This is a genomic window from Catellatospora sp. TT07R-123 (assembly GCF_018327705.1).
Taxonomy (GTDB): domain Bacteria; phylum Actinomycetota; class Actinomycetes; order Mycobacteriales; family Micromonosporaceae; genus Catellatospora.
In genome coordinates this window covers 1,003,003-1,016,631 of record NZ_BNEM01000002.1, presented here as the reverse complement: position 1 = coordinate 1,016,631, position 13,629 = coordinate 1,003,003, and the positions used below count along the sequence as shown (strand labels likewise).

General features: G+C 73.7%; 7 protein-coding genes. 5 read left to right on the top strand and 2 right to left on the bottom strand.

Features of this window, described 5'->3' with window-relative positions; all coding sequences use genetic code 11:
* Positions 1 to 167 precede the first annotated feature (167 nt).
* The 3 genes from Cs7R123_RS40845 to Cs7R123_RS24715 are packed head-to-tail and all read left to right on the top strand — an operon-like array spanning position 168 to position 4,204.
* On the top strand, positions 168 to 629 hold the full coding sequence (locus Cs7R123_RS40845) for a MarR family winged helix-turn-helix transcriptional regulator (RefSeq protein ID WP_212830106.1): 462 nt from the start codon (positions 168 to 170) through the stop codon (positions 627 to 629).
* Positions 626 to 3,064 carry a glycoside hydrolase family 3 C-terminal domain-containing protein gene (locus tag Cs7R123_RS24720; protein ID WP_212830105.1) on the top strand — a complete coding sequence of 813 codons (2,439 nt, stop codon included), beginning with the start codon at positions 626 to 628 and terminating at the stop codon, positions 3,062 to 3,064. Before Cs7R123_RS40845 ends, Cs7R123_RS24720 begins: the two co-directional genes overlap by 4 nt.
* Before the next feature lie 60 nt (positions 3,065 to 3,124).
* Positions 3,125 to 4,204 (top strand): NADAR family protein, encoded by a 1,080-nt coding sequence (locus tag Cs7R123_RS24715; protein ID WP_212830104.1) that lies wholly within the window; start codon positions 3,125 to 3,127, stop codon positions 4,202 to 4,204.
* 34 nt (positions 4,205 to 4,238) lie between these two features.
* On the opposite strand, the gene Cs7R123_RS24710 is transcribed toward Cs7R123_RS24715, so the two are convergent.
* On the bottom strand, positions 4,239 to 8,498 hold the full coding sequence (locus Cs7R123_RS24710; protein ID WP_212830103.1) for a trypsin-like peptidase domain-containing protein: 4,260 nt from the start codon (positions 8,496 to 8,498) through the stop codon (positions 4,239 to 4,241).
* Positions 8,499 to 8,641: 143 nt separating this feature from the next.
* Here Cs7R123_RS24710 and Cs7R123_RS24705 point away from each other — a divergent pair, with 143 nt between their 5' ends.
* Both Cs7R123_RS24705 and Cs7R123_RS24700 read left to right on the top strand, forming a co-directional pair.
* Positions 8,642 to 8,989: a CU044_2847 family protein gene (locus tag Cs7R123_RS24705; RefSeq protein WP_212830102.1), complete on the top strand. Its 348-nt coding sequence runs from the start codon at positions 8,642 to 8,644 to the stop codon at positions 8,987 to 8,989.
* An 85-nt stretch (positions 8,990 to 9,074) separates the two neighbouring features.
* Positions 9,075 to 11,522, top strand: coding sequence for a DUF4132 domain-containing protein (locus Cs7R123_RS24700; RefSeq protein ID WP_212830101.1), 2,448 nt, complete (start codon positions 9,075 to 9,077; stop codon positions 11,520 to 11,522).
* Here Cs7R123_RS24700 and Cs7R123_RS24695 read toward each other — a convergent pair.
* Positions 11,519 to 13,600 (bottom strand): diguanylate cyclase, encoded by a 2,082-nt coding sequence (locus Cs7R123_RS24695; RefSeq protein ID WP_212830100.1) that lies wholly within the window; start codon positions 13,598 to 13,600, stop codon positions 11,519 to 11,521. The two genes, Cs7R123_RS24700 and Cs7R123_RS24695, sit on opposite strands and share 4 nt — an antisense overlap.
* Between the last annotated feature and the right edge of the window lie 29 nt (positions 13,601 to 13,629).

Below are 13,629 nucleotides of genomic sequence, written 5' to 3'. Positions count from 1 at the left end.
CCCCGCCTTCCGGCGAGCGCTGGTGCAAGTTCTCCTCGAACTTGCGCAGTCTCATCTCGCCCGGCCCTGGCCGGAGCGATCGGCGGAACGCTTTCGCAGCAGGCACGGGGGCTACACACTTGACGGCGACCGGGGTACGTTCGCTGTTCCAGCCGAGGAGGAGGGCCATGTCTGTGCTGCCGACGGGCACCGCTGCCGACCTGATGCAGCTGCTGACCCAGGCCGAACGGCTGCTGTCGCGGCGCGTGGCGGGCATCCTGCGCGAAGAGGGCTGCTCAGCCGAGGCGTGGCGGGTGCTGCACCTGCTCGCCGAGGGCGGCGGCCACCCGATGACCGAGGTCGCCGACCGCTCCTTCCTGCCCCCGGGCACCCTGACCAAGGTGGTGGACCAGCTCGTCGAGCTCGGCCTGGTCTACCGGCGCATCGACCCGGCCGACCGGCGCCGCATCCGCGCCTTCCTGGCCCCGCGCGGCCGCCAGCTGCATGAGCGCATCGCCGCGCGGATCGACGCCAGCGTCACCGAGCTGCCGCTGCCCGGCGCCGAGCGCGAGCACCTGGCCGCGCTGCTGCACACCCTGTCGCAGGCCATGACCGCCACCGCCGACGCGGCCGCGCCGGTGGCCGCGTGAGCACCGAGACGCCCGAGCTCACCGCCGAGCGGTTCGAGCCCCGCATCACCGACCTGGTGGCGCGGATGACCCCGGCCGAGAAGGCCGCGCTCTGCGCGGGCAGCGACTTCTGGCACCTGTACGGCGTGCCCCGCCTGGACGTCCCGCCGATCATGGTCGCCGACGGGCCGTACGGCCTGCGCAAGGAGCACGACGGCAGCGACGTCGACGGCAAGAGCGAGCCCGCGACCTGCTTCCCGACGTCCTCGGCCCTGGCCGCGACCTGGGACCCCGACCTGGTCGAGCAGATCGGCCGCGCCCTCGGCGACGAGGCGAGGGCGGGCGGCGTCAGCGTGCTGCTCGGCCCCGGCGTCAACATCAAGCGCAGCCCCCTGTGCGGCCGCAACTTCGAGTACTTCTCCGAGGACCCGCTGCTGGCGGGCACCCTCGGTGCCGCCTGGATCCGCGGCGTGCAGAGCCGGGGCGTCGGCGCCTCGCTCAAGCACTTCGCCGCCAACAACCAGGAGCGGCGCCGGTTCAACATCGACGCCGCCGTCGACGAGCGGGCCCTGCACGAGATCTACCTGGCCGCGTTCGAGACCGCCGTCGCGGCGGGTCCGTGGACGGTGATGTGCGCCTACAACCGGCTCAACGGCGTGCACTGCAGCCAGCATGAGTGGCTGCTCACCGAGGTGCTGCGGCGGCGCTGGGGCTTCGACGGCGTCGTGGTGTCCGACTGGGGCGCCGTCGACGAGCGGGTCCCCGGCCTGGCCGTGGGCCTGGACGTCGAGATGCCCGGCTACGGCGGCCACAACGACCAGCTCATCCTCGCCGCGCTCGCCGACGGCAGCCTGCCCGAGGAGGTTTTGGACCGGGCCGCCGCCCGGGTGCTGACCCTGATCGAGCGCACCGGGCAGATCCGCGCGGGCGGTCACGGCTACGACCGCGACGCCCACCACGCCCTGGCCCGCCGGGCCGCCGCCGAGGGCACCGTGCTGCTGAAGAACGAGGGCGGCCTGCTGCCGCTGGCCCCGGGCACGGGCCGGATCGCGGTCGTCGGCGCGTTCGCCAGACAGCCCCGGTTCCAGGGCGCGGGCAGCGCCGGGATCAACCCGCACCGGGTCGACGACGCGTACACCCGGATCTGCGAGCTGGTCGGCGAGCAGGTCGCCTACGCCCCCGGCTACCACCGCGACCGCGGCGACGTCGACGAGGAGCTGCTGGCGCAGGCCCGGGTGACCGCCCGCGACGCCGACACGGTGCTGGTCTTCGTCGGCCTGACCGAGGGGTACGAGACCGAGGGCCTGGACCGCACGCACCTGGCCCTGCCCGCCGCCCACGACGCCCTCGTGCACGCGGTCACGGCGGTGAACTCGCGCGCGGTCGTGGTGCTGGCCAACGGCGCACCCGTGGAGATGCCCTGGCTGCGCGGGGTGCCCGCCGTCGTCGAGGGCTACCTCGGCGGGCAGGCCGGCGGCAGTGCCGTGGCCGACGTGCTGTTCGGCGCGGCCGAACCCGGCGGGCGGCTGGCCGAGACGTTCCCGCACCGGTGGGAGGACAACCCCAGCCACGCCATCCCCGACGCGCCCGCCGTCACCGAATACCGCGAGAGCGTGTACGTCGGCTACCGCTACTACGACAGCGCGCGCGTGGACGTGATGTTCCCGTTCGGGCACGGGCTGTCGTACACGACGTTCGCGTATTCGGGGCTGACGCTGAACGCGGCGGCGGTCGAGGCCGGGGAGCCGGTCGAGGTCAGCGTGACCGTCACCAACACCGGCGAGCGCGAGGGCAGCGAGGTCGTGCAGGTGTACGTGAACGACTGCGCGTCCACCGTGTTCCGGCCCTGGCAGGAGCTGGCCGGCTTCGTCAAGGTGCGGCTGCGCCCCGGCCAGTCCGAGCAGGTCACCGTGGTGCTGCCGCGACGGGCGTTCGCGTTCTACGACACCGCGCGCGGCGACTGGTCCGTCGAGGCGGGGGAGTTCGAGATCCGGGCCGGGTCGTCCTCGCGCGACATCCGTGCCACCGTGCTGCTGGAGGTCACCGGCGGCGACCCGGTGCCCGAGCCGGTGAGCTATCCGCTGCCCGCATCAGGTCAGCAGTTCGACCGTGCCGCCTTCGCCGCCCTGTACGGCCGGGACCTGCCGGACAACACCGCGGACCGGCCCGGCGCGTTCACCCTGAACACGCCGCTGGCCGACATGCGGTCCTCCGTGGTGACCCGCACGTTGCAGTACGTCGCCCGCCGCAAGTCCCGGTCCGTCATCGCCGACCCGACCAGCCCGATGGCGTACCTGGTCGCGGCGATGCTCGACGAGATGCCGCTGCGGATGCTGGCGCTGGGCACCCGTGGCGCGGTCGGACGGCACGTCCAGCAGGGCATCCTCGACCTGATCAACGGCCGCCGCCTGCGCGGCCTGCGCCGGCTGCTGGGTGGCCGCCCCTCGGGCTCATAGCAAAACATCGATCATGGTCGCTAGTCTGGGCTGGTGGCGAACAGGTGGGTGTACCGAACCGTGGACGGGGAGCAGATCCCCGGCCGCGTCCGTCCGGTGTTCGTCGGTGGCGACGGCAGGTACATCCTGATGAACCTGGCCGTGTACGCCGACGGCGCTGTCGAGTGCGGCGGTCCACTGCTGACACTCGAAGAGCTCAGGACCAAGATTGCCGACGGGTCCATCACCGTTCAGCCTTCGGACGGTGCCAGGGTGTCGGCGCCCGCGCTAGCTGAGTGGCGCGCGACCGACGTGCGGGGCTACATCGACGCCGACATGCTCCACGGCGAGCTGCTCGACGTGGTCGAGCAGCTGAACGGGCGGCCGGACTCGAAGGCCCGCTGCCGGAGGCTCATCGTCGCGTACCGGGCCGATCGCAGCGAACACGCGCGGCTGGCGGTGCGGGCGGCCTACCTGGCCATTCCCGCGCACCGTCGGCGTGCCGTCCTCAGTCACCTGGACCCCAGGAACCGGGTGCTCCGGACGTTCATCAGCGAGGTCGGCCAGCCGCCTGCCGGCGCGGATGACGGCCCCGAGATCACCGAGCGGCAGTTCCGAGACGCCGTCGCCGAACTCGTCGAACACTCGGAGGCCCTGGCCGAGCCGGTCCCATCCCGGATCGTCGCGTGGGATGACGTGCGGGAGTCGCCGACTGCGGCGCTCAGCCAGGTTCCCTACGCCAGGGGTTGGCACGATCCGCCCGGCGTCGAGGCGCTGACGCCCGACTATCCGGCTCGGATCAGCGCCTTCGGTTCGTCGTATCCGTCCATCACCCATGCGATCCTCGCGCTGGCGGCCGCCGACCCGGCCGATCACGACCGGATCGCACGGGCCGACGGAACGGCCGCCGCACGCGCCGCAGCCAAGGGCGTGACCCGGCGGGCCGACTGGCACCATCGCCGCCTGGCGGTGATGGGCGTACTGCTGCGCGCGAAGCTCACCCAGCACCCCGAACTGGCGGACATCCTGCTCGCCACGGGCGACGGCCGCATCACCTACTCGTCCGGGGACGACGGCTTCTGGACCGCCGCCGGAGCCAACTGGATCGGCCGCCTCCTGGAGACCATCCGCAGCGAGCTCGCGCTCTCCCGTACTCCCTGAGCTCCCGGATCGTCGCTGTGCCCGGACACCGTTGCTACGGCGCCTCGGGGTAGGCGCCCGCAGGTGCGTTCGGGTCGGCTTGGTAACCCGACGGGTACTGCGGGCAGGTCCGGACGTAGGGCTTGTCGCCGTGGTAGCGGGCCCACTCGTCGCGGGTCAGGTTCCGCCCGGCCAGCTCGCACGCCTGCGCCACCCAGTTGCGCGGAGTGGCCCACAACCTGATCGTGCTGTCCCTGGAGGCACTGGCCAGCAGGTTCCCGTCGGGGCTGAACGCGAGATCGCGCACTTCATCCTGGTGCAGATCCAGCGGAGCGGCGAACGGCAGCCAGGTCGCGGTGTCGAACAGCTGCACGGTGCTGTCCCGGTCACCCACCGCCGCCAGCCTCCCGTCGGGGCTGAACACGCCGCTGACCGGCGTCGCGCCGGGGTACGCCAGCGGCTGCCTCGTCAGCTCGTCGCCGTCGACCCGCCACGCCTGCACGGTGCCGGTGAGGATGGTGTCCTCGACGAGGACGGTCTGCCCGTCGGGGCTCACCGCGAGGGGCTGCTCGGATTTGAATTTCGCATCCTTAGGCTCCCCACGTGCGATGAGTTCGCCGGCGGGCACACTCCACAGCTCTACGACGCCGAGCCGTCCGACTGCCAGAGACTTTCCATCCGGGCCGAACACGGCGGACGAGCCGTCGACCGGAAGTGCACCGACCTGCTTGCCGTCGACGAGGTTCCAGATCTCGACGGTGTCCGTGCCGTTGGTGATCGCGACCAGGCGGCCGTCGGGGCTGAGCGCCAGTGCGTACGTCTTCGCCGTCTTACGGGGAATCTCCATGATGATCTTGCGAGCGCCGGTATCCCAGCGTCGGACCGGCACGAATCCGCTGCGCGTCGACACGGTGCCGTCCGAGCCGAGTCTGACCTCGCTCAGCGCATAGTCAGTGATGGCAGTACCCGGCTGAACGGACTCGCCGGGCACGACAAGCGGGTCTGCGGATATCTTGCGGGTGGCGACATCCCAGATGCGGATCGAGGCGTCGAACCCGACTCCGGCCAGCGACGCACCATCGGGGCTGAAGGCGACGCCGTTGACGGAGTCGTCGGTCCCGGCCAGGGCCTCACCCAGCGGCTGGCGGCTGCTCAGATCCCACAGTCTCACCTGTTTGTCGTCGCTTCCGCTGGCCAGCACGGACCCGTCGCGGCTGATGGACATGGACGAGACCCGTGCGCTATGCCCGAGCAGTCGCGCTCCGGTGGTTCGCCGGGTCCGCAGGTCCCACTGCTGTATCTCGCCATCGGTGTCGGCGATGAGGAGCACGTCCGTGCCGGGGCGCAGCACCATGTCCGCGGCGCGTACGGGCAGCCGCAGAGTGTCGCCGACGAGTCTGTGGTCAGGACCGACCAGGTAGACGTTGCCGTCGCCGCTGCCGACGGCCAGCACGGAGCCGTCGCGGTTGAACTCGATCGCGTTGATCCGCTCGGTGACCCGGAACTGGTCGACCATCGTCCAGGTGGCGACGTCGTAGATCCGCGCGAGCGTCTCTCCCGCCACGGCGAGCCGCTTGCCGTCGGGGCTGAACGCGATCTCGCTGATGACGCCGATCCTGGCGTCGATCGGCTCTGTCGCACGCTGCCCGGTGGCCGTGCGCCAGACCGTGAGCACGAAGTGGCCTTTGGCCTGGCTGTCTTCGACGTACCCGGCGAGCATGCTGCTGTCCGGGCTGAACGCCAACGAGTCCTTCAGCAGGTAACCACGGCCGAGGCTGTTGCCGACCGGCTTCGCGGTGGCCGCGTCGCGCAGCCAGACGCCGTCGTCGCCGCTGCTGGCGAGCCACTTGCCGTCAGGGCTGTACTCGAGCGCGAGGTTGGCTCTGGGCTTGTCGATCAGCGCGGTCTGCTTGCCGCTCGCGGTGTCCCAGAGCCGGACGGCGCCGTCCATGTCGGAGCTGGCCACGGTCTTCCCACTGGGATGCGTCGCCACGGCGTAGATGAACTTCTGATGCCCGGTCAGGACCCGTGACGGCGCCACGGGGCGGGACAGGGCCGTGCCCAGCGCGCCCCAGGCGGCCTGGCTCGGGGCGATGCGCAGGCCTTCGAGGGCGAGCAGCATCGCCAGGTCGGGTTGGTGGTCGACGGCGGCGACGGCCTGCACGGCCAGGGAGCGGGAATCGGCCAGCAGGGTCTGGTGGCGTGCCTCCTCCGCCTGGGCCGAGGCGTTGCGCTGCTGGATCCAGGCGAACGACCCGAGCACGACCGCGAGCACCAGCAGCCCGGCCAGGACCATCACCCGGCGCCGGTCGCGGGTCAGCCGCCGCTGCTGGGCGCTGTCGCTGAGCTGGATGAACCGCGTCAGCACCGGGTCGATCTCGGTCGGCCGCCGGCCGAGCCAGCGGCGGGCGGCGTCCAGGGAGCTGCCGGGCAGCAGCAGGTCGGGGTCGGCTCCGCCGCGCCGCCCGGCCGTGGCCTGCCAGCGGGCGTGGTCGGCCTCCAGGTCCCGCCGCCAGGCCAGGAACTCGTGGTCCTCGGCGAGCCAGCGGCGCAGCAGCGCCCACTCGTGGATCAGCGCCTCGTGCGCGAGCTCTACCACGGGTTCGCCGCCGGTCGGGTCCTGGCCGGTGGTGACCAGCCGCCGGTCGGCGAGCAGCCCCACCACCACGGCCGTGGCGGTGTCGGCGGGGCGGGCGGAACCGGCGGCGCGCAGCTGGGTCAGGGGGCGCCGCTGCCGGGTGGGCGGGACGTTGGCGGACTCGTCGCCGGGCCGTACCAGCGCGGTGAGGATCTGGCGCACCAGCGGCCGCTGCTCGGGGGAGAGGGCCGCTGTCACGTCCGCGTACGCCCGGTCGCACCAGCGGTCCAGCCAGCCGACCACGCCGCCGAGGTCGGCGTAGGCGCGGTGGGTGAGCCTGCCCTGCTCGCGGCAGCGCTGCCACAGTTCGGCCAGGGCCGACGACAGCAGCGGCAGCACCGTGACGGACGCCCCGCCCGCCGCGCCGCTCAGTGCGGTCACCTGCGTCGTGTCGGCGACGATCCGCTGGGTGAGGCCGGGTTCGAGGGTGAGGCCGACGGAGGCGGCGGGGCGTTCGACGATGTCGGCGAGGTCGGCCGGTTCGAGCACCGCCGGGATGTTGACCAGGCCCTGTTGCAGCAGGGGCATCAGGGCGGGCGCCTGCGCGGCCAGCCGGCTGTAGAAGTCGTCGCGCATGGTGATCGCGACGGTGACGGCGGGCTGGTCGGCGACGAGGTCGACCAGCTCCCGCAGCAGCCGCTCGCGGGGCTGCGGCGGGGTGGCGACCAGGATCTCCTCGAACTGGTCGAGCACCAGCACCAGCCGGTCGTGCTCAGGGTGGGCGGACAGCCACCGCTGCACGGCGGCGGCGAGTCCCTGCTCGGCTCCGGGCAGTCCGGCCTGGGCGAGCTGGGTGACCGGGTCGCTGCCGGGCCGGGCGACGGCCCAGCCCCAGCGGTCGCTGCCGGGCAGCGCGTTCTGTTCCAGCGCCGGGCGGACACCGGCCTGGATCAGCGACGACTTGCCGCTGCCGGAGGGGCCGAGCAGGGCGAGGAAGCCGCGGTGGCGGCCGATGCTGGACACGACGGCGCGCACGGCCCGGTCCCGGCCGTGGAACCAGGCGGCGTCGGCGGTGGTGAAGGGCCGCAGTCCCGGGTACGGGCACACGTCCGACAGCACCAGTCGCGGATGGACCGCCCGCAGGGTGCGTACGGGGGTGACGTACGCGGTGGAGCGGCCGCGGCCGAGGCGGTCCGGGACGGCCACGGAGTCGACCATGCCGATGACCAGCCCGCTGCGTTCGTCGAGCACCGGCCCGCCGCTGAACCCCTGCGTGATCTCGGTGGCGTCGGTGAGCTGCAGCAGCTCGACGTCGTTGTCGGCGCGGACGGGGTCGCCGACGGCGCCGTAGCCGTAGTGGCCGCCGCCGGGGGCGTTGGCGGGGAACCCGAACGCCTTCACGGGGTGGCGGGCGCCGCTGACGGAGGTCCCCAGCGGCAGCGGCCGGGCCAGCGCCGGGGCCGGGTCGGCCAGCTGGAGGAACGCGACGTCGCCGACGTCGGCGGCGCGCCAGTGCGCGGGCAACGGCCAGGCGCGGCGCGGCTCGTCGTCCAGGTGCGCGAACCGGACCAGCACGGGCCCGGTCGGCGGCCCGCCGGGCCCCGGGTTCACCACGTGCGCGCAGGTCACCAGGAGGCCGTCGGCGACGAGGAACCCGGTGCCCGCGGTGCGCCCCTGCCCGTCCAGGATCTGTACGACGCCGCGCGTCACGTCGATCGAAGCACCCGGCGCCGTCATCGGCAGTACCGCCCCGTCAATGCCATGGCACCCTCCCGTGTCCCGACCGGGACACCATAATGGACTGCCGTACGCGCCCGCTGTCCATGCCGGACGGCAGCGGCGGCGAACCGCGAGCACACAACGGGAGCAGGGAGTTCACGATGGACGATGTGATGGCGGTGCCGCTGGCGGGCGGCGGTCTGATCCTGGTCGAGGGCGCGGGGCAGGCGGCCGCCGTCGGCGGCGGTCCGGTGAAGGCGGGCCGCATCAGCGACGCCGTCCAGGCGTTCCCGACCACATTGCAGCAGGCCATGGGCCCGATCGCGGAGGCGGCCCGCGCGGTGCTCGACGAGCTGCGCCGGGCCCAGCCCGACGAGGTCGAGGTCGAGTTCGGCGTGGACCTGGCGGTGGAGGCGGGCGCGGTCATCACCCGCAGCGAGGCGCGCTCGCACTTGCGGGTGACCGTACGCTGGCACAACGCGTCGGAAGGCCGCAGCCCGCAGTCGTGATCCGCCCCCGTCCCGTGCCCGCCCCGCCTGTCGCAGCCGTCCCGTAGGGTCTGCTCCGGCGACGACGGAAGGCGGGCTCGGGGGCATGCAGGCGTACGCGAGGAACGCGCCGGTCAACCCGCTGGCGATGATGGCGCTGGTCCATCAGGCGCGCAAGGCGGCCGACGCCGCCGATCACGACGCCCTGCGGGCCGTGGCCCGGGACATGCTGCATCTGCTCGGCGATCCGGGTGTCGCCCGGCGCCTGGCCAACGCCGACGAGGCCGAACTGGACCGGCTGTACGACGCGGCGTTCCCGCTCACCGATCCGGCCGACCTGGCCGACGTGCTCGACGCCCCCTGGCCGACCACGGCCCGGGTCCAGGCGGTGCTGGGGCTGCTCCGGCTGCGGGATCCCGGCGAGCTCCAGCTGGACCCGCTGGTCGACGCCGCGGCCACCGCCGGTGACCGGCGCCTGCTGCGCGCCATCGCGCTCACGCCGTTCGGCCGCACGGACAGGCCGTCGCGCGCGATGCTGCTGGAGGCGCTGCACACCTCAGGCGGGCTGGACGACGAGGTCGTCGCGCATCTCGCCGAAGACATGGACCTGGTCCATCATCTGTTCGGCTACTACGCCCCGGCCGTCGCCGCGGCCGTCTCCGACCGGTTCCGGCCCGCCTGGGAGGAGCACCTGTGGCAGCTCACCAGCGCACCGGACGTCGACTACGACCGCGTGGTGTCCATGCCCGAGCCGCGCGGGCTGCGGTTCGTGCTGCGGGCGCTGGACTACACCGGCAACTGGCGCGTGGTCCGGTACCTCGGCGCGGCCGAACTGACCCCGGCTGAACGCGCCGAGCTGGTCGAGCATCTGCGCGGCGCGCCGCCGCAGCGGCAGGAGCAGGCGTTCACGCTGCGGCTGGCGGCCGGGGACGCGCAGGTGCTGCTGCCGCTGCTGGGGCTTGCGGGCGCCGACCGCCTGCTGCGGCTGATCCAGACCGGCCAGGCGACGAGCCGGGTGGTGCGCAACGACCGGGCGGCGATCCTCGCGGCGGCGGCCGAGGCGGGTGCGGCCGACCTGGCCCGGCTGCTGAAGCTGGCGCCCAACGACGTGGTCGCGGCGGCGCTGGGCCTGCGCCGCGACGCGGTCATGGCCCGGGTGGCCAAGGACTCGCCGGTCGGCATCACCGCGTACGGCATGCTGCCGCTGTCCGACGGTGAGACGGTGCTGGACCGCTGGGTGGCGCTGCGCGAGCTGCACCGGCACGGGATGGAGCTGCCCGCGACGGACCGGCGCCGCCAGCACGCGAACGCGGTGAGCGTCGCCCTGGACCATCTGGCCCAGCTCGGCGGGTATGCCGACGCCGCCGCGCTGGACGCCGCCGGGGAGGCGTACTCGCCGACCCCGGTCGCGCCGGTGCTCACGGCCGGGCCGTACACGGCCGTGGTCGGGTTCGACGGCGTCGAACCCGCGATCATCGCCGCCAAGGGCGCCCGGGTGCTGAAGTCGGTGCCGAAGGCCGTGCGCGACGAGCCGGGCGTGGCGGCGCTGCGCGAGCAGCACGAGCTGCTGCGCGGCCACACCGCGCGGCTGAGCCGGATGCTGCGCCGCCTCGTCACGACCGGGGTGCCGCTGCCGCCCGCGGAGCTGGCCCGGTTGCGGGCCACCCCGGCCGGTGCGGCGCTGCTGCCGCTGCTGGTGTGGCAGGACGCGGGCGGGCGGTTCGGGCTGCTCGACGAGCTCGACGGCGCGGGCGCGGTCACGGCCGCGCACCCGGCCGCGCTGGCCGCGGCCGGGCAGCTGGCGTCCCGGCAGGCCGAGGCGGCCCGGCGCCGGTTGTGCCAGCCGGTCCCGCAGCTGTTCCGGGAGTGGTACGCGCCGACCCCGCAGGAGGTGGCGGGGCAGTCGACCCGATTCACCGGCCGGGTGATCGCGGGCGCCGCGGTCGTGCGGGAGCTGTCGACCCGAGGCTGGTCGCTGCACGACGCCCCGCTGCCGTACGCGGTCAGGCAGATCGGGGCGCACAGCGCCGTGCTGCACGGGACCACGACGGGCTACTGGGGTGCGGGCGACGTGTCCTTCGACCGGCTGGAGTTCCGCGCCGGTGACGGGACCGTCGCGGCCGACGGGGTGCCGCCGGTGGTGTTCTCCGAGGCGGTGCGCGATCTGGACCTGGCCGCGTGGGCGGGGCGGCGCAGCGTCGGCGACTACGCGACGGGCCGGGCCCGTGCCCGCGCCGAGCTGCTGACCGCCGTGCTGGCCGAACGGGCCACGGACCGGATCAGCTGGGACGGGGACACGGTCGTGATCCGCGGTTCGCTCGCGGTGTACCGGGTGCACCTGGGTACGGAAGTCGTCCTGATCGGTGACGGCATCCGGCCCGCCGACGTGCCGCACAGCCTCGGCGACGAGTCCCATCCGGCGCTGTTCCGGACCGTCGAGTCCGTCGACTACCGGATGATGCGGCTGCTCGGCCGGGTCCTGGCGCTGGCCGAGGACGAGAAGATCGACTCGTGGACGCTGGGCAGGATGGGACTGGGCGCCGAGCCGAGCTAGCCCGGAGCGGTGCCGAGCCGGGTCTGGCCGGCCGACCGCCGGCGCGGCTCGGGCCCGGTGATCGCGCCTTCGTCCACCAGGGAGAGGAAGGCGTCCAGCACGGCCGGGTCGAACCGGGTGCCGCGGCCGGTGGCGAGCATCAGGCGGGCCTCGCCGGTGCTCAGCGCCGGGCCGCGCGCGTCGGCCCAGGCATGGCATACGGCGATGATCCGCGCGCCGATCGGGATGTCCCGCCCGGCGAGCCCGCACGGGTAGCCGCTGCCGTCGTGGTGCTCGTGGTGGGCGGCGATGAGTGGTGCCAGGTCCGGCCGGTGGGACAGCTCTGCGACGAGGTGGGCGGCGCCTTCGGGCTGGGGCGGGGTGCCGTCCGGCCGGGCCGGATCCGCCCCGTCAGGTCGGGGGCGGCCGCAGCCGAGGTTGAGGCAGCCGATGCCGTACAGGCGGGCGGCGGCGGCGGTGCGCAGCTGGGCCGCCTCGTCCAGCCCGAGCCGGGCCGCGGTCTGCCAGGCCCATCCGCTCACCGCCGCGCCCAGGGAGTCGTCGCCGCGGATGCGGTCGGCCTCGTCGGCCAGCCAGACCAGGCCGGCGGGCAGGTCGAGCGCCGGAGCCGCCTCGACCTGTCCGGACCGCCCGCACAGGATCACCTGGTCGCGTCCGAGCGCCTTGGCCCGGTACAGCGCCCGGTCGGCGGCGTCGACGAGGCCGTCCGGGGGGAGCTGGCCGTCGCCGTCGGCCGGGTCGGCGCAGGCGACCCCGAACGACGCGGTCAGCGGCAGCGGCTCGGCGGCGCCGGAAACCGCCAGCGGGGTCGAGCGCAGGTCGGCCCGCATCTGTTCGGCCAGTTCCACGGCCGCGTGCCCGTCGGTGCGGGGCAGCAGGCACACGAACTCCTCCCCGCCGTAGCGGCAGAGCAGCTCGCTGCCCCGGATCGGGCGCCGCAGCCGGTCGGCGACCGCGGTCAGCACCGCGTCGCCCACGGGGTGGCCGTGGGTGTCGTTGACGGTCTTGAAGTGGTCGAGGTCGATCAGGATGAGGCTCAGCGGGGCGTGGCGGCGGCCTGCGGCTATCTCGCCCGCCAGCATCTCCTCGAAGAAGCGCCGGTTGTACAGGCCGGTCAGCGCGTCGGTGATGGCGGCGGTACGCAGCTGGTCGGTCAGCCGGGACCGGTCCCGCGCGGCGGCGATCTGGCGTAGCAGCAGGCCCATGAGCAGCAGCATCGCGACCGACAGGGTCACCCGGCTGATCTGCCCGACCAGGATCATGTCCGCCACGACGAGGCCGCCGACGATCACCACGGCCACCAGCGCGGGCAGGAAGGACACCTCCTGGGCCTGCTGGAGCAGGCGCTCGTCGCCGTCGCGCCGGCGGGCGGCCATCAGCGCCGCGACGCACAGCAGCAGCACCTCGGCCTGCCAGCCGACGTTGAGCCAGGTGGAGCTGGTGTACGCGCCCAGCACGCTGGAGTACGCGTACACCGCGTCGAACACCGAGGCGAACCCGAACGCCGTGCCGACCACGACCATGGAGGCGGGCACCCGGCGCGACCCGGTCAGCAGCAGGGCCGCCAGCACGCTGGCGATGATCACCGAGAACACCGGGTACAGGAAGGTGACGAACGCGGCGGGGTTCCAGTTCTCCGGCACCAGCGGCGCGATGATGACCTGCCAGCCGATCGCGGCCGCCGCGGCGGCCACCAGCAGGGCGTCGAGCATGCCGCGGATGCGCAGCCCGAGCCCGATCACGATGGCGAGCAGCGTCAGCAGGTAGCGCAGGATGTAGCAGGCGTCGGCCGCCGAGGGCACCGGCGGGCCGGTCGGGGAGATGTAGACGTACACCGCCCAGATGGTGTCGCCGATCGTCCACAGGACGTTGGCCACCACCAGCAGCCGCCATGCGGTCCGGATCCGGCCGGTGGTGCGCCGGGCGGCGTAGACGCTCAGTCCGACCAGGGTCACCATCGGGACCAGGTAGACGATCTCGCCGACGAACTTGGCCAGGTCCGGGGAGTCCCGCGTCAGGTAGGTGAGCGCGCCGTAGAGGATCAGCCAGCCGAGGGCGCCTAGCGCGAAGCCGACCACGACCCGATCGCGGTCGGGCGGCGATACCC